Here is an 18834-nt window from a genome sequence, read left to right on the forward strand (position 1 = left end):
GGCTGTAGTAGATAAGCACTATGCTAGACTACTTTTATGAAGATAACCCATTGTAAACTCAGTAAAAAAGTACAGCGAAGGCTGTTAGAGTTTTTCACAGCTGAAGTGACTGCTAGAACAGCCGCAGATTTGCTTGATATTCAGCCTAATACTGCTGCACTTTTTTATCATAAAATAAGACTTGTGATAGATTACCATCTCTCATTAGAAGCTGATGAGCTTTTTGATGGTGAAGTCGAATTAGATGAAAGTTACTTTGGCGGTGTACGCAAAGGTAAAAGAGGTCGCGGGGCTGCTGGTAAAACCGCTGTATTTGGTATTCTAAAACGAAACGGTAAGGTTTATACCATTGTCGTAGCAGACACCAAACAGACTACTCTAATGCCTGTTATTAAGCGTAAAATCAAGCCTGACAGCTTTGTTTATACGGATAGCTATCGAAGTTACAACGCATTAGATGTGAGTGAGTTTAAACATTTCAGAGTCAATCATTCTAAAGAGTTTACTTGCGGTAAAAACAATCACATCAATGGCATTGAGAACTTTTGGAACCAGTCTAAACGAACTCTAAGAAAGTATAATGGGATCGATAAGAAGAACTTCCATTTATTTTTAAAAGAGTGCGAGTTTAGATTTAACTATGGCTCACCATCTAATCAGCTGAAAACCTTGAGAAAATGGTGTGATATTTAATCCTTATCTACTACAGCCCCTAATTGTATATCCAACCGCGCCACTGTCACAAAGCTTTTAAGTAGAATCTACTATATTGGCTATCGTAGCTTTGATTTTGATAATTTTAATGTTAATAGCTTTGATATTAATCGCTACCCTGCAATCGGCGCTGCAAGCTTGCAACACCCCGTAGTGGCAAGCGCTTCCAAGACGTGGTTGGTGCTAGATCACGACAGGTTGCTGAGGTGCCAGCGTGCGCGCGATAGCCCTCGCATCCTTGCGCCGCTTCTTCTTCGGATAGGTTTTTACCTTTACGCCAGCCGCCATATAGATATAGTCCTCCGCCCATCACCGCGGTTGCTACCATGCCTGCTGGAAACGACAACCAAAGCGCATCGCTACCAAGCATAGGGTATAGTCCAAAAGCGAAGCCCAAGCGCACCGGATACATCGACACCACCATCACCATCAGTGGCCAAATCACGTAGCCGTTGGCGCGCATCGTACCAAAGAATACTTGCGCTATGCCAAAGAACATAAAGCCCCACGTTGCCATGATCTGAATATGGCGTCCAATAGGTACTGCTGGGCTATCACTGCCCAAAAAGAAGCCCAAAATAGTCTTATCAAAGATAGTTAGCACCCCAATCATGGTGCCGGTCAATACCACGTTAAAGATCAGTCCCCAACGGGTAATCCCTGCCACGCGGCTCCATTGACCCGCCCCGATATTTTGTGCCACCATCGCACTAGCGGCAGCACTTAGCGCCATCGCTGGCATCTGCACGTAAGTCCAAAGCTGCTGAGTGGCGCTATAAGCGGCGGTTGTCTGTACGCCCTCGCGGTTAATCAGCGATAGCATAGTGAGCGCGGCGGTAGAGATGACGATCATCTGCAAGCCCATTGGTAAGCCCTTTGAGAATATCGACTTCAAGATACTTAGATCTGCCTTTAAAAATCTTAGCTCAGGCATACTTAGCGTCAGTACCGAGCCGCGCCAGTACATAGTGCTCACCATACCGACAAGCGCTAAGGTATTGGCAACGGCAGTGGCAACCGCTGAGCCAAAGATGCCCCATTCAGGGAAGGGACCTAGACCCAAAATCAGCGTCGGCGTCAACACCAAGTCGATAGCGACCGACATAGCGATAAACCAAAGCGGCGTGGTAGAGTCGCCGGTGCCACGTAATGCCATCATCATTAGCGTAAAGGTGAGCGTGACAGGCATCGCCACAAAGATTATGCGCAGATAAGTCAGCGCCAGCTCAAAAGCAGTGGGCGGAGTCCCTAATAGCTCCAGCAAAGTCGGCGCAAATATCCAGCCTATCGCCGACAGCACTATACTGATCGGAATAATGCTACCCAGCGCCGTACCCACGGTACGCTTCACTTTGATATCATCGCGCTCGCCCATCGCCTGACCGATAAAGATAGTCGCCGCCATGCCAAACCCGAAGACGAAGGAGATCATAATAAACATCAAAATATTGCCGTTCGCCGTCGCGGCCAGCGCCTCTTCTCCCAAAAACCGTCCGACCCAAACGGCGTTGATTGAGCCATTTAGGGATTGTAGCGCCGAGGAGCCAAGAGTTGGCAGGGCAAACAGCAGCATGGTTTTGGCGATTGACCCTTCGGTAAGGTCACGCGATTTACTCGTGGGAGAACTTATGTCGCTCAAGGTGCATCCTTTTGTGCCCCTTCAATGGGCTTTGGTTGATGATAAAAAATGTCCTATCAAAGATGCTAGATAACTCAATTAGGGGTGATGGCATAAGGACTAATGGACTAAATGGGCTTATTATAGAGGACAATGCGCGTAAGCTCTTTATTAGAACCGTAAGCAAACAAAGCACTGGCATAATCTACAATGGTAGTCATGGTTTATGCTTGATATGAGCGCATGCTAAGACTATGCTTTTTTAGCCATTATCTTTTATTTATCTACTAGGTTGTTATCTATCAACTATCACAAGGATGTCTCAATGCTACTCAAACGCCTAGCGCTCGCTGCGCTATTTAGTCTGTCGGTAGTCGGCTGTACTACTGCGCCCAATACGCTTGCGGTCAATACTACTCAAAAGCTTATCCAATATGAGCGCAATAAATCTGATCTACAAGTCAAATCATTAACGCTAGCTTCGGGCGATAAGATAGTTTATGCCGAAAATAATAGTTTGGCGGGCGAGCCGTTATTGCTCATTCATGGCTTCGGCGGTAATAAAGACAACTTCACCCGTATCGCTGATCAGTTAGAGGACTATCATCTGATTATTCCAGACCTCTTAGGATTTGGCGAGTCGAGTAAGCCCTTGAGCGCCAATTATGATTATGAGGCGCAGGCCACCCGTTTGCATGAGCTATTGCAGGCTAAGGGTGTGGCAAAAAATATCCATGTCGGTGGTAATTCGATGGGCGGCGCGATCAGTGTGGCCTATGCGGCAAAGTACCTTAAAGAGGTGAAGAGCCTCTGGCTCGTCGATAGCGCAGGATTTTGGTCAGCGGGTCGTCCTAAATCACTTGAGGGCGCAACTTTGGACAACAATCCACTGCTGATTAAGAGTAAGGAGGATTTTTATAAGATGTACGATTTTGTGATGTATAAGCCGCCTTATCTACCAAAGTCTGTCAAAGCGGTATTCGCGCAAGAGCGCATCAATAATAAAGCGTTAGATGCCAAAATCCTTGAGCAGATCGTCACAGATAACGTGGAGGAGCGCGCCAAAATTATTGCTGAGCATAAGATTCCGACGCTGGTCGTCTGGGGCGATAAAGACCAAGTGATTAAGCCTGAAACGGTCGATGTGATTAAGCAAATCATTCCGCAATCGCAGATTATTATGATGAAAGATATTGGTCATGTGCCGATGGTCGAGGCAGTCGATCAAACGGCGGAGGATTATAAGGTGTTTCGTGAGGGGATGAAGGAGTAGCTATTCCCGCTTTACGCTACTATCTTAGCTAGTACAGGGACGGGCGCTAATAGCAAGGGTCGTTCCTGTTGCCTCGATACCGCCCCTTGCTAAGCGCCCGTAACCCTGTGCTTTACTAAGTATATCCGCTGCAATCGAGGCTAAACCGCACCCCAAATCCACCTAAAATTGTAGTGCAATTTTTTGACGGTGCTCAGGCTAAAAAGCTTCCTAAGTCCACCTCTACTGCTTTTGATGGAGTTAACTACAGATTTGTAGTTAAAATATTTGACTACGGTTTTGTAGTTAAGTAGTTATTATCAATATTACTACTCCGTCTATTATTTTTTTCGAATTCTTAGAGGTAGCGGGAATGAAGAGTTGTAAGGATAAGGTTTTGTGCTAGGCTGATTGCTAACAAAATTGACTAAAGTTTCTAAAACGTCTTCAGTAGTGCCTTCAGACAATATCCTTACTCTACGACCCTCACTATTGCGGATAGATATTGGTATCTTCTTAAAGCGATACATCATCTTGTTTTGTTCGTCTTCATCAAAGTTTGTATCAAGTTTCCAATATAACCTGTTATGTTGCCATTCTGGTTGTCCGATAGGTTCGAAAACCGACCATGAAAACATCATTGTATTTTTTAAAACCTCATAGTTATTTGAGTTTATACGCTCATTATTCTCAATATTAGAAACAATTGTTCTAGCTCGACTAAAATTTTCATAGTTATATGTACCCAAACATAAATATAACGAAACAATGCAGGTAATTAGCTCATTACGATCTTTTATTGGACTTTTTTTCGATATGTTTTTGCTTTGAGTTTTAGTTTGGCGACTATAGTTATATGCGTCTTGTACCCTACGAGCATCATCTAAACACCTACTAACTTCGGATAATGAGTTGTAAAGATCAAAGTCAATAATAGAAACAATAGCTTTTGGTATTTGATCTATCTTTCTAAATAATCCGATAGAGTTCTCTGTATACCATTCGCTTAATATAGTTAATGCATTCTCATTATTGAGCTTTGTTTCATGTTTCTTTTCTACATAAGGTATTGCTAATATTCCAACATTTTCGTTTGCGGTACGCTCTTTAGACTCAAAACTAGCCTTTAACGCAATTTTAATATTGTCCATTAACTGTTGTAGTTGATTAAGCTTATAGATATCCTCTAAAGGTGCTCTATCAACCGTTATAGTTACGTGACTATTGTTTCCATCATTAGCTATGTTAAAAAAATTCGTTTCCTTTGTACCATATAACATGTTTGATGAATAATTGTCGTCATAAATATAACGAAATACATCGTTTGCCCAAGCACCTAGTTTAATCGCTATATCTGCTCTAACACCTTGTATTAATGTCTTCTTTTCTAATAACCCACCTTCTTTAATCACCTCGGCATAATGCTCTTTCTTAAGAAGATTTAACATTTTTTTCTTCTCATCCGATAGACTATATTCACTAATCCATCGCCCATGATCATCTTTAAAACCCTCTGCATTCGATTCTAACTTTATTTTTTCAAACAAGGCTGTCTTAATTATGCTTTTATCATATACAGTGCTGTTAAGAAATTTTTGAAAAATAGTCATTGTATATTTGAGCGAGGCATACATCTCGTAATATGTATATTGTTTCTTACTATCTTTTAGATCTGGCTCTATACCATGAATATTATCAAGAGGAGCAAAGGCAATTTGTGTATCTTGTATAGATGATAGTATTTCATCAATAGCATCAGCTTTAATTTTATCCTTTAAAAGCAATAATTTTAGGACAACGTCATTACTACCTTTATTAGCCTCCATCATTTGTAATATTTCACTTCTAATCTTTGAAATCTCACTCCCGTTAGATGAATCCTCCACGCTAAACACGATATCAATAAGCTTCAATCTAGCTTTAACATTTGCGCCACTTTCAGGGTGTAATATAAGCTGTCTTGTGTATAGCATCACTAAAAATACCTGCTCAAACACCATCTTAGTAACGTTTTGGGTCTCTTTGACAATACTATCTATATCCTTATCTCGTACTCCTAGTATTTCCAGATTTAAATTGATTAGCTTTTCATCGTCTTTTTTGTAACTTGAGTTCATTCAGGATTTCCTAAGTATAGTCTGGCTTTTAATTAGTTAGCGATACTGTTTGTAAGATATTTCTATATTGAATATGCTTATAAATATATTGTGTCAGTATTGAGATATAAATTTACTATATTTTTACAATATAGATACTATTATTTGTTATTAAAATAATAATCGTATCTATATTGTATCTTATAAATTTTAAAATAGATGAAAATGGGATAAACCATATCTATATTCTACTTTATTTCTCCTACTATTGTAGTATTATTTAATTCTCGATATAACAATGTTCTATAGATAGGAGGTATTTATGAGAGTTACAACCCATATGGCACAGCGGATGAATAATCGTGGCATTGTCCAAAGTATGGTCGATTTGACTCTAGAAATAGGCGTTATTAAGGGAGACAGATATATAACTGACCGTCGATGTTTGAATGACTATTTAAACGATTTAGACACTAAATTAGTAAGTTTTCGTTCAATTTATAAGAAATATGAGCACTTTAGAGCTTCAAATATTATGGCTAAAGCAATCACTAGGCTGGTACAACTCAGGAGTTTGGTCCTCAAGATGATGAATAAAGGAGGGGTAACGGTAGTGGTTTGTGGAAACAACTTGGTGACTACCTACAATACGGATAGCCATCATCAATATAAATCATACTAATAGAGATATGAATATGCACAATACATTTGAGCTCGTTATAAACTGGCATTTTACCGAAGCTTGCAACTACGCTTGTGATTTTTGTTTTGCAAAGTGGGATAAACAAGGCAGAAAAGAGCTGTTTCATGACGAACACTTGACAGATAAGCTGTTAAACGAAATTTTTGAGTTGAAGACTATACTGGAAGACGAACAAAATATTAAATTCGATGGTGTTAGATTAAACTTAGTTGGTGGTGAGATATTTTTATACAAAGCTAAAGCTATTCATATCATAAGGCGTGCTAAAAGTTATGGCTTTCATGTGTCCGCTATTACAAATGGCAGTCGTGTTGACAATGAACTAATCTCATTAATAGCTGAAAATCTAGACTATATAGGATTTAGTGTGGATTCTACAAATCATAAAACTAATTTAATTATCGGAAGATCTGAGAAGAACAAGGTAATGAATACTAACAAAGTTCGTAGCGATATCCATGCTTTGCGAAAGTTAAACTCTGAGATAGATATTAAAATCAATACGGTAGTTAATAGCAATAATTTTGATGAAGATTTATCGAGCTTTATTAAGAATGTTAATCCTTCTAAATGGAAGGTATTTAAGGTATTGCCCAGTCAGGGCTATACTTCAACAATTACAGACACAATGTTTAGAGTGTTTTTAGATAAGCATTCGGAGTTTGAGGACATCATAGCATCAGAAGACAACAATGAGATGATGGATTCATATATAATGATAGACCCATTAGGTCGTTTCTTCCAAAACTCTAATTTAACTGACGGTTATGTTTATAGCCATCCTATTGTCGAGATTGGTATTAAAGAGGCACTTAGTCAAATAAACTTCAGTTTTGATAAGTTTTTAGGCCGTTATAACATCAATGAAAAACTTACCGATACTGTTCCAACCTTTATATAATTTTAATGCAGAAAGCAAGTATCAATAAGATTTTTGAACATGATCATTAGTTACAATAGCTTAGACCTAATTTGACAATATGCCTAATTAACATAATGTAAACAATCGGTGCGCGTAGCGCACCCTACTCAAGATTTTAATTTATTTAACTATACAACCGTTTAAAATCAAGTCTTTAAGACAAAAAAGAGCCAGTTCTCCAAACCATCAAAAGACAGTTAAAAGAACTAGCTCAGTGTTAGAACTATTAAAAACGCTTAATTCAACTGCAAAGAACCCTTCGCCGCCATCAACAGCTCAACCACATCATCGCCACTGATTTTGGTGAAGCGTTTATCGATAACAGAGTCTTTGATACCGTTATGCTCCATACACGCGCCGCACACCAACACGTTACCACCTTTCTCGATAAAGGCTTCTAGCAACTCTTTAGCAGGTTTAAAAGGTGCGCCGATATCGACCTTGTCTAAAGCATTGGGTACGCCCAAATGTACCGCATCGACCATTAAAATAATTGATGCCGAATGACCTTGGTCAAGTGCCACGCCTCCCATGGTAAACGCTAAGGTGATTTTACTGGGGTTGGAGTCCGCATTATCGAATAGAGTGCCTACGTAATCTGTTTTATTAGCCATATTATTTTCCTTATAAAAGATATTTTTTTTGAATTCATATTTTCTCGAACTATCTTTACTACTCTAACATTTACTATATTTATTTATATAATGTATTGTTATCAAATAGTAGCTATAAGGTTACTTGGTGGTGAGGCGTTCATTAAGCCAAATGCTAAACTAAAGCTTTGGCGGCCACGGACGATCATCGTCGCTCTCAATCCATTCTGCAACATAACCGGTCGGCGGCAGTTGCCAATCTGCTTGCCCCAATGCTTCTAGTACTCTTGCCGTCTCAATGACCTTGCCTTTTTCAGTGACACCCGTGCGTAGTAGTGCAGAAGAGCAGGGTTTTCCTTTAACCCACATCGATTGTTCGATATATATCCAGCGCGCGTCAAACCCAGCAATATGTGTTTTCATCGTCACTTTATCAAAAGCGCGGATGCGTTTGCGATATTGGATAGTGCTGCCAGCAACTACCAATCCCCAGCGCTGTTTGAGCAGCTGCCGACCTAAGCCACTACGAACCGCAAAGTCTGTGCGTCCCATATCGTATAGCGTCAGAACTCGGCCATTATTCATCTCAAGGAAATTATCGATATCAGAGAGGCGGCAATATAAAGTAATCTCGCTAGTGTCTTTAAAGCTCAGAGTATTACCTTTTTTGACTTGTACAGCAGCTTTGACGATAGTGCTGGCATAACGAATAAAAGGATACATAAAAGGGATCTCAAAAGGTAAATAAAGGTTTAATTTATTGAGTGGCTAAGCTCATTCGGTTATTTATTGGAGGCTACACCGATAAAGTTAAAATAAGCGCTGACAGTTTCGGGTAGCCAATTGATATCGAACTTTGAGGTCTTATCATGGCCTTGAGCTTGCTTGCTATCCGAGCGATAGCGGATATAGCCGACGTGCCCGCCATGCTTGGTATCGATAATGGTGACGCAGTCGGAGACATCGTTAGCGGTAGCGGTAAAGCCCAAAAAGGGATCGTCCTCAGCACTAATCAGTAATAACGGCTTGGTGACATCACGCAGGTAGGGGAGGGCTGAGGCGCTGTGATAGTAGTCGTTATTAGAGCGATAGCCATGACGCGGCGCGGTAAAGATATCATCGAAGTCGCTGATGCGATTGACCGCTTTGATGGAGTCGATCTCCTCTTTACTAATATCGTTGGCTAGCGCTTTTTTGATAATCGGATTGAGCAGATAAGGGGTATAAATACGATGACTCAAAAAGCTATGCATGCTCAGCGCCGCTGATGACATATCGACAGGGGCGGAGATGACCGCTGCGCCCTTGCATAAGGCTTCGTCGCCGTATTCGCCCATGTATTTGGCTAGAGCATTACCGCCTAGTGAGACGCCAACGGCATAGATATTGTCATAGCGCTCACGCAAGTTTTGTAGCATGTAGTGCAACTCGCCGGTATCGCCGGCGTTATAAAATACCCGTCCGCTAGCAGGAATACCGCCGCAACTTCTGAAATGAGCGACGACAAAGTGCCAGCCCTGCGCGTGCATCTGATAAGCCAAAGCGCGAGCATAATGGCTATCGCTACTGCCTTCCATACCATGAAAGAGCACAATCAATGGCGTCTGCTCAAGTTCACCATTTTCTGAATTTTCTATAGGATGTGCATCATAAAAGTCATAGGCAATATCACTTTCACCCAAAGAGTCTTTGCGCACCACGCGTCTATACTCAGGGGACTTGGGCGCAAAAAACTTTGGTAAAATGCTTTGTAGATGCGGATTGGTCAACCAAAAAGGCGGTTTGAATTCATTATAAGTAAAATTGCTCATAGAATAGGGTCTAATAGATAAGGTAAAATAATTAGTTTCACGTGAAACATAGTAATGTTTTATAACTTTGAATCGTTTAAGTACAGTTTTCAGATTTACGCTAGGGTATTTATCGATTGATCATCATACTAAGCGATGGCGGACGTTCCAATATCTTTTAGTGAACGCCTTAGTGAACAGATGATTACTGTTCGCGATTTTAACAATTACTTTAATGGTTACTTTAACGGTTACTTGAGCTAAGCTGACCTTGATTTATCAAGTTTATGTATCAGCCGCTAGCACTTTACCAGCCATCGCCAGCTCAGTCTTTAACGTCTCAATATCAGCCTCAGCGATAGTCACGCTCAAGGTTACTTGCTTGCTATAAGTCACCTCATCGATAGTCCCGTCCATACTTTCAACCACATAACGGCACTGTGACTCGTGAGCGAAGTCAGCCAGTATCTGTACTTGTGTCATTGGCACATAGGGCTGCAATATCATCTGATCGACAGCCGCTTGGGCTGAGCCAGCATAGGCGCGAGTCAATCCGCCAGCGCCAAGCTTGATCCCGCCAAAGTAGCGCACCACTATGATAATGACATTGCCGATAGACTTGTGCTGCAATACATTTAATATCGGTCGTCCTGCGGTGCCACTCGGCTCGCCATCATCATCGAAGCCAGCGCTAGTGGTATTATCAGGATCGCCAATGATATACGCCCAGCACCAGTGACGCGCGTCGGGGTATTTATCGCGCAAATGTTCCACATGAAACATCGCTTGCTCACGCGAATGAACCGGATAAGCATAAGCGATAAACTCAGACTTCTTAATCTCGAGCCGCGCCGTAACGGGCTTTTTTAGGGTTTGATAACTCATAATGTAGTGATGATACGCTTAGGTTTGGATAGGATATGTTAAACTGGCACCACTATAACAAAACCCTATAATAGCAAAGGTAGTAAAAAGTATGCGTCTCGATAAATTTATTAGTAAAGCCACTGAGCTGTCGCGTAAAGAGTCCAAAAAGATCCTCCATGCCAGCGAGGTCACGGTCAATGACGAAGTGGTCAAAGATCCAGGCCTGCATGTCGATATCGTCAATGACGAAGTACTATGGGCAGGTGAGCCTCTATCGGTCGCTACCGGCAGCCGCTATATTCTTTTGCATAAGCCTGAAGGCTTTGAGTGTACCCTCAAGGCCAAAGAGTACCCTATCGTTACCGAACTGATCGCGGTGCCAGAATTAGGTAGCCTACGTATTGCCGGACGCTTAGATGTCGATACTACTGGCGCACTGCTCATCAGCGATGATGGCGGCTGGCTGCACCGCGTGACTAGTCCTAAGCACGAGCACGCCAAAGTTTATGAGCTAACCTTAGCCGATCCTATGGACGCGGACGAGCAAGCCCATGCGATCAAAAAGGTGGGCGAAGGGATTTTATTAGACGGTGATTATGAGCCGACTAAACCTGCAACCCTTGAGTTTATCGATGAGACCCATGCGCGTCTAACGCTTGAGCAAGGCAAATACCATCAAGTCAAACGTATGATGGGCTACTTCGGTAATAAAGTCGTTGAGCTGCATCGCGCCAGTATCGGTCATATCACTCTAGAAGGATTAGAGAAGGGCGATAGTCGCTTTTTGACAAGTGAGGAAGTCGAGAAGTTTTAGAAGTCATGTAATTAATTTTGCGTAGGGTGAGGTTGGTTTTATCAAATTCTCGCAAAGAGTTTCAATAAAACGTAACCCACCTTTTAATAATGACCTAATCCAAATGGTGAGTTACGCTTCGCTAACCATACCCTACAACCATGCAATGTTTTTACCTTATTTTCTTAGCCTCTATTGCGCCTCCCTTAAGCTCAAGTAGCAGATTTGCAAAAACCAACCGCAAGTCCTTCCTGAAATTAGTCCCTACGCTAACCCTATGCTAAAGTGCTGATACCTTTTTAATCTACTTTTTTAGATAGTATTTTTAACTAAATGCTGATTATCTATGCGCGGCTAATATGCGCTTAGTTAATAGAGGCTATTTGCTAGGATGTTTGCTGTGAAACCAACTTTATGTAAGTCTGCTAGTATCATTACTGCTTTATTGTTAGCGACAAGCGCTTGTGCTGAGCCAGTATCAGCCCCTAATATGAGCGAAGCTACCCATACCCAATCCGTAAACAAAGCTCTTACAAGTGATATAGCGAGTAATACAGACAGGCACTTACGCCAAGTATTGCTTGATGTCGGCATCAAGGCACAAATAGTGTCTATTGAAAAATCCAATCTACCCAATATGTTTCAGGTCAATCTAGTAGGGCAGCCGCCGCTGCATATCACAGCCGACGGCAAATACGTTATTCAAGGCGAGCTCCAAAAAAACCCAAGCCCGCAAGCCGTGAAGCAAAATCCAAAACGCGCTACCAGCGCGCAAGCAGGCTCTTATGTGAGTACTGAACTCAAATCTTCGCTGCTAGCCAATATGTCAGCATTAAAGAATATCAGCGCCAAAACCCCTTTCTTTTATACGGCGGTGCCTGGCGTGATTTGGGGCGCTACTCTCGAGGGTGTGCCGTTCTTATTGTCAGATGATGGCCAGTACATTACTGATGGCGAGATATCCGTTATTGAGAATGCTCAGTTTACGGGACTCGATGAGACTTTTGAGGCCAATAAAAATAAGGCGGTGTTTGCCTCATTAGATGCCTCGCAGCTGATTACTTATCCTGCCACGACTAGCGAGAGAGCCGTCATTTATGTCGCCACCGATGTCAACTGCCCTTATTGTCGTCAGCTGCATAAGCAAATGGCGAGTCTGAATAAAAAAGGCGTTACGGTAAAAACCATTGGCTATCCGATCTACGAGCAGTCGCCTGAGCAGATGCGCGGTATTTGGTGTCAAAAGGATGAGGCCAGTCGCCGTAGTGCGCTAGACAAAGCCATGCTACAAGGCCGGATGACGCCAGCGCCGGCTAGCTGCACGAGCGACTACATTACCCCCAATCGCAAAAAAGCGGCAGGGTTAGCAGTGATAGCGACGCCAGCGATTTATCGTGATGATGGGGTGCTTTATCAAGCAAGCTTTGAGAGCCCTGAATTTTTGCAGTTTTTGGGAGTGCAGTAGTTCGCTATTTTTGAAATATTGAGCCAATAAAAAGCTTCATAATTTAAGACTAAATTATGGTAGGGCGCGCTATAAATCATCTCTTTATAGCGCGCTTTTTTGGACTTTGAATTTTAGATAAATAGATGCATTTTAGGTAAATAAACCTTTAATTAGGGCAACACCACATCGACGATTTGCCAATTGATAAATCCTTGACGCTGCATCTCAATCGTTAAGGGATAGCCTTTGACTTGCCCGCTAATAGTAAAGCAGTTGATACCGCAGTAGCGAAGCTCTGGCTTGTCGCTGTCTACTCCTTGCGTAGCTTGCTGCTCAAGCTCGCTTGCTTGTTTTTGTATTACTAGCTGCATCTGATTTTTGACTACCGCATTGATATCGCCGCGCTGAATGATTAAGTCCTGAATGAGGTTTTTGAGATCGACCTGATTGCTCGCGATAGCCCAAGCGGCGGCTAGCTCTTTGGTAGCAGTATTAGCTTGACCTTGGGTGTTGATAAGGGTTTCGATATTGTCAGGGGTGATCGCCCCTTCGACTGCTTGACTAATAAAGTTGTCGGCCGCTTGCTCTAGTGGCGCGCCGCCAAGCTCAGCGACCAGCGGATAGTTAGTCATCGTTAGCGCAAATTTATCCGCCAATTGTTTATAAATACTTGGGCGCACCTGTTCATAATCGATAGCGGCCGCGATAGTCGCGCCGTCTTTATCATCATAAGCGTTTTTGAGTTGATAAGCACTATAGTAAGGCGAGCCGGCATAGATGACGACTGCAATAACCACGATTAATAAGACAAAGGCCATTAGCTTTTTCATAAAAAGTGCTCTCTTACACCAAAGTTAAAATATCAACGCCCGCTTATGGGGCGCTAAATACTAGCACGACTTGAGCTTTTGATGTTATGGAAAATATCACCATAGCAAAGCTAGCGTTTTATGAGCTAGGCTGTTTTTATTAAGTAGGTTTATAGCTAATATAATTGATTCACTCTAAAACCGTTACAATGCTACTGGGATACTTATTTTAAACCTGAGTTGTGCCGCAGCGAGCAGTGCGAAGCGCACAGCAAGCAAACAAAATACGTACCAGTAGCCGGGCAAAATAAACCTACCGATTTTATTTCGAATGGACTATATAGTCGATACACTTTAAAAATGACATAGCGCTGCTGGGATGAATTTTGTGCAGGCTCGAATGCAAGCAGCACGCCAGCAAAATTTATACCAGTAGCGCGCTTAAATCTATGACAGTTTTACTTTCAGCTGACTATAAAACCCTATAGACAGTAATTTCATCAGCATAGAGCTTGATAAATCCGCTAGTCATCTCCATTAACAGGCCAAACTTTTACATCTTTATGTCTTTATTTATTAATTGATTTGGTTAAAACAGTCCTGTGCTTTTTTATTATGACTAGGCTATCGCTAATTATTTATCCTATCTATTGCGACGTTTCACGTGAAACTCTTTTGGATGATTGGCGGTATGAGTAGCGTAACAGCTAGCTTTGGCGACTGTAATGACGATAGGAGAACCCATGAGTAAGCGCGATTTTTATGAAGTATTAGGGGTCAGCAAAACTGCCGATAGCAAAGAGATCAAGAGGGCTTATCGCAAGCTGGCCATGAAATACCATCCAGATCGCAATTCTGATGATCCTGATAGTGAGGAAAAATTCAAAGAAGCTTCGATGGCTTATGAAGTATTGAGCGATGAAGACAAGCGCTCCGCCTATGACCGTATGGGTCATGCTGCCTTTGAAAACGGCATGGGCGGCGCTGGCGGCTTCGGCGGCGGCGGTAATTTCCAAGACATCTTTGGTGATATCTTTGGCAACTTTGGCGATATCTTCGGTCAAGCGCGTGGTGGCGGCGGTGGTCGTACCCGTCGTGGCTCAGATCTGCGTTACGTCATCGAGCTGACTCTTGAGGAAGCGGTACGTGGCTGCAAAAAAGAGATTAGCTTTACCGCTCCGGCTCCTTGTAATACTTGTGATGGTAAGGGCGCCAAAGACGCCTCAGATATTGTTACCTGTCAGACTTGTCATGGTCAAGGGCAAGTACGTGTGCAGCAAGGCTTCTTTGCCGTGCAGCAAACCTGTCCACAGTGCGGCGGTAGTGGTAAACAAATCAAAAACCCATGCCCGGACTGTCATGGCAATGGCGTCAAAGACAAATCACGCAATCTAGAGGTTTCTATCCCAGCTGGCGTCGATGATGGTGATCGCGTGCGCTTAGCAGGAGAGGGCGAAGCGGGCGGCGCTGGCGTACAAAACGGCGATTTATATGTCGAGGTGCGCGTCAAACCGCATGAAGTATTCACTCGTCAAGGTGCCGATCTGTATATGGATGTACCCGTGAGTATTACCGATGCTGCGCTTGGTAAAGAGGTTGAGATCCCAACGTTAGATGGTAAAGTCAATATTAAAATTGCTGAGGGCACACAAAGCGGCAAGTTGCTAAGGGTACGCGGTAAAGGGGTGACACCGGTACGTACCACCATGAAAGGCGATCTGATTTGCCGGGTGATTATCGAAACCCCAGTCAATCTAACCCGCGAGCAAAAAGACTTATTACGCCAGTTCCAAGATACTTTAGATGGTGATAGTAATCATAAGCAGTCTCCGCATAAAAAATCTTTCTTCAAAAAGATTGGCGACTTATTTGACTAAAAACCTTTATTAATAGCCTTTTAGAATTGGCTATTATCGATAACATTTAGCTAAGTTTCGTTTAAAAGTAATACTTTTTAGCTTACCTTCTAAGCCTAACAGTTTCACGTGAAACTGTTAGGCTTTTTTGTTAGCAGGTTATTATCTGTTTGCTAGCAGCAGCCAAATAAATTCATGCTATGATATTCAGCATATAGCTAATAGAGTCACTTTCTGATTATCAAATAGTAGGATAAAAAATGTCAAAAAAAAGTAATAAAAAAACAGCCGATCAGATGATAAATATTGGAATTATCGGTGCAGGCGGACGCATGGGACGTATGCTAATCGAAGCGGTACAGGATAATCCGCAAACCACCCTAAGCGCCGCCATCGAACGTGAGGGTTCCAGCCTTGTAGGTGCCGACGCTGGCGAAGTCGCCTCTATTGAGCGCTTAAACATCAAAATCGTCGATGATTTGGTCGCGGTGATTGATGATATCGATGTACTCATAGACTTTAGCTTGCCCGATGCCACTGAGCAAAACATGCAGATTTGTGCTGAGCATAAAGTAGCCATGGTCATCGGCACCACAGGATTCAATGAGCAGCAAGAGCAAGTACTGACGGAGGCAAGCAAGCATATCCCTATCGTTTATGCGGGCAACTACTCTACTGGCGTTAATTTATCGCTCAAGCTACTAGCAATGGCAGCGAAAGCTTTTGGTGATGAAGCCGATGTCGAGGTGATTGAGGCGCATCATAAGCATAAGATTGATGCGCCCTCAGGCACTGCTTACATGATGGCAGAAGCAGTGGCTCAAGCACGCGGACAAGATCTAAAAGAGGTTGCCGTGTATGGACGCGAAGGACAGACCGGCGCGCGCACGCAAGGCGAAATCGGTATTCATGCGATACGCGGCGGCGAGATCATCGGTGATCATACGGTGATGTTTATCGCTGATGGCGAAGTGGTGGAGATTACTCATCGCGCCAGAGCGAGAATGACCTTTGCCGCAGGAGCGGTGCGCGCCGCCACTTGGATTATTGAGCAAAAAGCTGGTCAATATAATATGCAGGATGTACTTGGGTTGAATGACTAGGGTGTAGTAATCGCGGCAGCCGCTAATAAGGAGCAAATGATGACTTTTAGTAGAAGCCGGGTTATCTTGGCTATACAGGTAATAGCGACAAGCCTTGTCTTATGCTCTACTACCCAAGCCGCCACTAAGCAAACCTACGTCATCCATACTTATGGCGGTGATGCTCTACTTCCTGCCGTACGCCAACAGCTGAATAATAGCCGTGATGGCGGCACCGCGACTACCTATCAAGACAAAATCGTCCTACAGACCACAGCTGCTAATTATCAAGCGGTACAACAGTTATTAAAACAGATTGATCGTCAGCCGCAAGCGCTAACAGTCGCAGTGCGAGTAGGTAATAGCGCTAATACCCAAAGTAATATCAACCAAGGCCAAGTCATTATTAGCAATCGCGGTATCCAAGGCGCAGCGATAATTAATCAAGGCAACAGTCAGCAGCAAAATAGTAGCTTATATCAAGTGCAAACCTTATCCGGTAGCGCGGCAAGTATCAGTACCAACACCCTCTATTCATTGACGCAAAACTATCAAGCAACCACTTATCCCTATCATTATCCTTCTTACCATAGGCCATCCGCGCAAATTATTATTCAGCAGCAAGTGCTATTGCCAACGACGAGAGGTATTGCCGTCACGCCAAGATTACTACCGAATGGGCAAGTTGAGGTACAGCTCGTGCAAGCAGAAGAAAAGCTAGTGCGATCTAACTCTCGCTATAATCAAAACAGCGCTATCCAATCTCAAAGACTTAATAGCACCATTATTGTGCCGCGCAGGCAGTGGGTCACTATCGGACAAGTGACACAAAATAGCCAAAATAAAAGCTCAAGCTATAGCGGCAATCGCAGTAACGTCACTAACACCAGTGCGCCTATTCAGCTATTGGTACAGTAGTGGTAACTCATAGCAAAGCTAACAGACATAAAAAAACGCGCTACTGCAAGTTACGGTAGCGCGCTTTCATTTCTTAAATTATGGGCTAATCTACTAGCTATTAATCAATATAAACCACTTCTAACGGCGGAAAACCGTTGAACTCAACCGAGGAGTAAGAGTTGGTATAAGCGCCCGTAGTGAGCCAATAAATCTTATCGCCAATCTCAAGCTCCTCTGGCAGCTGATAACCCGCTTCTTCATACATAATATCAGTCGAATCACAAGTCGGCCCCGCTAATACTACTGTACCCTCGCTCGTTGAGGTTTCCATCTTTGGCGTATAGACCGGATATTTAATCGCTTCACCTAGCGTCTCAATCAAACCTTGGAACAGTCCCACATCAGTATAGACCCAGCGCGTTAAATCAGTATGGGACTTACGTGATATCAGCACCACATCACTGACCAAAACCCCAGAGCCACCGACCAATGAGCGGCCTGGCTCTAGGATAATCTCCGGCATATCCTCTTCACTGAAATCCTCTGACAAGTAGCGCTTAATCTCAGTGGCATAGACTTGTAGCGGGTTGACCTCGCTTAGATAATTAGTAGGGAAGCCGCCGCCTAGATTGATCATTTGTAGCTTAATATCTTCCTCGTTTTTCATCCAGTCAAACATATATTTGACCTTAGCAATAGCATCGTCCCAAGCGGCGACGTCTTTTTGTTGAGAGCCGACATGGAAAGAGATACCATAAGGGTTTAGGCCAAGCTCTCTGGCCTGAACCAATAAGTCAATCGCCATATCAGGGTGACAGCCAAACTTACGTGACAACGGCCACTCTGCCGTCTCAGAACCTTGTACTAAGATGCGTACAAACACTTTTGAGCCGGGTGCATACTTAGCAATATTCTTTAGATCAGCCTCAGAATCTGTTGAATATAAAGTCACACCTTTCTCAAAAGCGTATTTAACATGCTCGGCTTTTTTGATGGTATTACCGTAAGAGATACGCTCAGGCTCTACGCCGCAATCAAGCACTCGATCTAGCTCATAAATAGAGGCACAGTCAAAGTTTGAGCCCAAATCGGCGAGTAGCTTAATCACCTCTACCGCAGGGCTAGCTTTCATCGCATAATGGATTTTTGCCTTGGGAAAATGGCCGACCATCTCCTCATATTTTGTCTTAATACGGCTAAGGTCTACGACCAAAAACGGGGTTTCGCGACCCTCAGCCGCTTTGGTAAATTTGCCCCAAGCAGGCTGGTCAAAATACTGATTAATTTTAATCATGGTCATAATAGTGAACCTTTATTGAAGATAAAAATTACAAAATAGGTAATAGCTAACAAACTCTGCGCAAAAAAAAAGTGCAGACGAAGACGATAAAT

The 18834-nt window shown here is 42.9% G+C and carries 17 protein-coding genes; 9 read left to right on the forward strand and 8 right to left on the reverse strand.

Translation table 11 applies throughout. The annotated features are described in order from the left end of the window. Positions 1-36 precede the first annotated feature (36 nt). A complete protein-coding gene (locus M0N77_RS11790; protein WP_353103013.1) occupies positions 37-693 on the forward strand; it encodes an IS1595 family transposase in 657 nt (218 codons plus the stop codon). Positions 694-820: 127 nt separating this feature from the next. On the opposite strand, the gene M0N77_RS11795 is transcribed toward M0N77_RS11790, so the two are convergent. After that, positions 821-2353, reverse strand: coding sequence for an MATE family efflux transporter (locus M0N77_RS11795; RefSeq protein WP_353105366.1), 1533 nt, complete (start codon positions 2351-2353; stop codon positions 821-823). A 304-nt stretch (positions 2354-2657) separates the two neighbouring features. On the opposite strand from M0N77_RS11795, the gene M0N77_RS11800 reads away from it, so the two are divergent. Beyond that, positions 2658-3605 (forward strand): alpha/beta hydrolase, encoded by a 948-nt coding sequence (locus M0N77_RS11800; RefSeq protein WP_353105367.1) that lies wholly within the window; start codon positions 2658-2660, stop codon positions 3603-3605. A gap of 320 nt (positions 3606-3925) precedes the next feature. Here the strand turns inward: M0N77_RS11800 and M0N77_RS11805 are convergent, their stop codons facing one another. Further along, a complete protein-coding gene (locus M0N77_RS11805) occupies positions 3926-5701 on the reverse strand; it encodes a hypothetical protein (protein ID WP_353105368.1) in 1776 nt (591 codons plus the stop codon). Between the two features lie 301 nt (positions 5702-6002). Here M0N77_RS11805 and M0N77_RS11810 point away from each other — a divergent pair, with 301 nt between their 5' ends. Then, a complete protein-coding gene (locus tag M0N77_RS11810) occupies positions 6003-6362 on the forward strand; it encodes a hypothetical protein (RefSeq protein WP_353105369.1) in 360 nt (119 codons plus the stop codon). 13 nt (positions 6363-6375) lie between these two features. Further along, positions 6376-7284, forward strand: coding sequence for a viperin family antiviral radical SAM protein (locus tag M0N77_RS11815; protein ID WP_353105370.1), 909 nt, complete (start codon positions 6376-6378; stop codon positions 7282-7284). Positions 7285-7541: 257 nt separating this feature from the next. On the opposite strand, the gene M0N77_RS11820 is transcribed toward M0N77_RS11815, so the two are convergent. The 4 genes from M0N77_RS11820 to M0N77_RS11835 form a co-directional block, all read right to left on the reverse strand. Continuing rightward, entirely contained in the window at positions 7542-7919 is a 378-nt protein-coding gene (locus tag M0N77_RS11820; RefSeq protein WP_353105371.1) for a DsrE family protein, read from the reverse strand. Positions 7920-8078: 159 nt separating this feature from the next. Continuing rightward, the gene (locus M0N77_RS11825) at positions 8079-8621 is read right to left on the reverse strand and encodes an acyl-CoA thioesterase (protein WP_353105372.1); all 543 of its coding nucleotides are present in this window, start codon (positions 8619-8621) and stop codon (positions 8079-8081) included. A gap of 59 nt (positions 8622-8680) precedes the next feature. Next, positions 8681-9709: an alpha/beta fold hydrolase gene (locus M0N77_RS11830; RefSeq protein WP_353105373.1), complete on the reverse strand. Its 1029-nt coding sequence runs from the start codon at positions 9707-9709 to the stop codon at positions 8681-8683. 264 nt (positions 9710-9973) lie between these two features. Continuing rightward, positions 9974-10573 carry a YigZ family protein gene (locus M0N77_RS11835; protein ID WP_353105374.1) on the reverse strand — a complete coding sequence of 200 codons (600 nt, stop codon included), beginning with the start codon at positions 10571-10573 and terminating at the stop codon, positions 9974-9976. A 91-nt stretch (positions 10574-10664) separates the two neighbouring features. On the opposite strand from M0N77_RS11835, the gene M0N77_RS11840 reads away from it, so the two are divergent. Next, a complete protein-coding gene (locus M0N77_RS11840; protein WP_353105375.1) occupies positions 10665-11369 on the forward strand; it encodes a 16S rRNA pseudouridine(516) synthase in 705 nt (234 codons plus the stop codon). Between the two features lie 370 nt (positions 11370-11739). After that, positions 11740-12813: a thioredoxin fold domain-containing protein gene (locus M0N77_RS11845; protein WP_353105376.1), complete on the forward strand. Its 1074-nt coding sequence runs from the start codon at positions 11740-11742 to the stop codon at positions 12811-12813. A 152-nt stretch (positions 12814-12965) separates the two neighbouring features. On the opposite strand, the gene M0N77_RS11850 is transcribed toward M0N77_RS11845, so the two are convergent. Then, positions 12966-13625: a DUF2939 domain-containing protein gene (locus M0N77_RS11850; protein ID WP_353105377.1), complete on the reverse strand. Its 660-nt coding sequence runs from the start codon at positions 13623-13625 to the stop codon at positions 12966-12968. 722 nt (positions 13626-14347) lie between these two features. On the opposite strand from M0N77_RS11850, the gene dnaJ reads away from it, so the two are divergent. The 3 genes from dnaJ to M0N77_RS11865 all read left to right on the forward strand — a co-directional run bounded on the left by dnaJ (position 14348) and on the right by M0N77_RS11865 (position 17460). Then, positions 14348-15481 (forward strand): molecular chaperone DnaJ, encoded by a 1134-nt coding sequence (dnaJ, locus tag M0N77_RS11855; RefSeq protein ID WP_353105378.1) that lies wholly within the window; start codon positions 14348-14350, stop codon positions 15479-15481. Positions 15482-15720: 239 nt separating this feature from the next. Continuing rightward, a complete protein-coding gene (gene dapB / locus M0N77_RS11860; RefSeq protein ID WP_353105379.1) occupies positions 15721-16563 on the forward strand; it encodes a 4-hydroxy-tetrahydrodipicolinate reductase in 843 nt (280 codons plus the stop codon). Positions 16564-16602: 39 nt separating this feature from the next. Then, complete coding sequence (locus M0N77_RS11865; RefSeq protein ID WP_353105380.1) at positions 16603-17460, forward strand: hypothetical protein; 858 nt, start codon at positions 16603-16605, stop codon at positions 17458-17460. A gap of 100 nt (positions 17461-17560) precedes the next feature. On the opposite strand, the gene M0N77_RS11870 is transcribed toward M0N77_RS11865, so the two are convergent. Next, positions 17561-18736, reverse strand: a complete 1176-nt coding sequence (locus M0N77_RS11870) for a type III PLP-dependent enzyme (protein ID WP_353105636.1) — start codon at positions 18734-18736, stop codon at positions 17561-17563. Between the last annotated feature and the right edge of the window lie 98 nt (positions 18737-18834).

The sequence above is a fragment of the Psychrobacter sp. AH5 genome (genome assembly GCF_040371085.1).
Taxonomy (GTDB): domain Bacteria; phylum Pseudomonadota; class Gammaproteobacteria; order Pseudomonadales; family Moraxellaceae; genus Psychrobacter.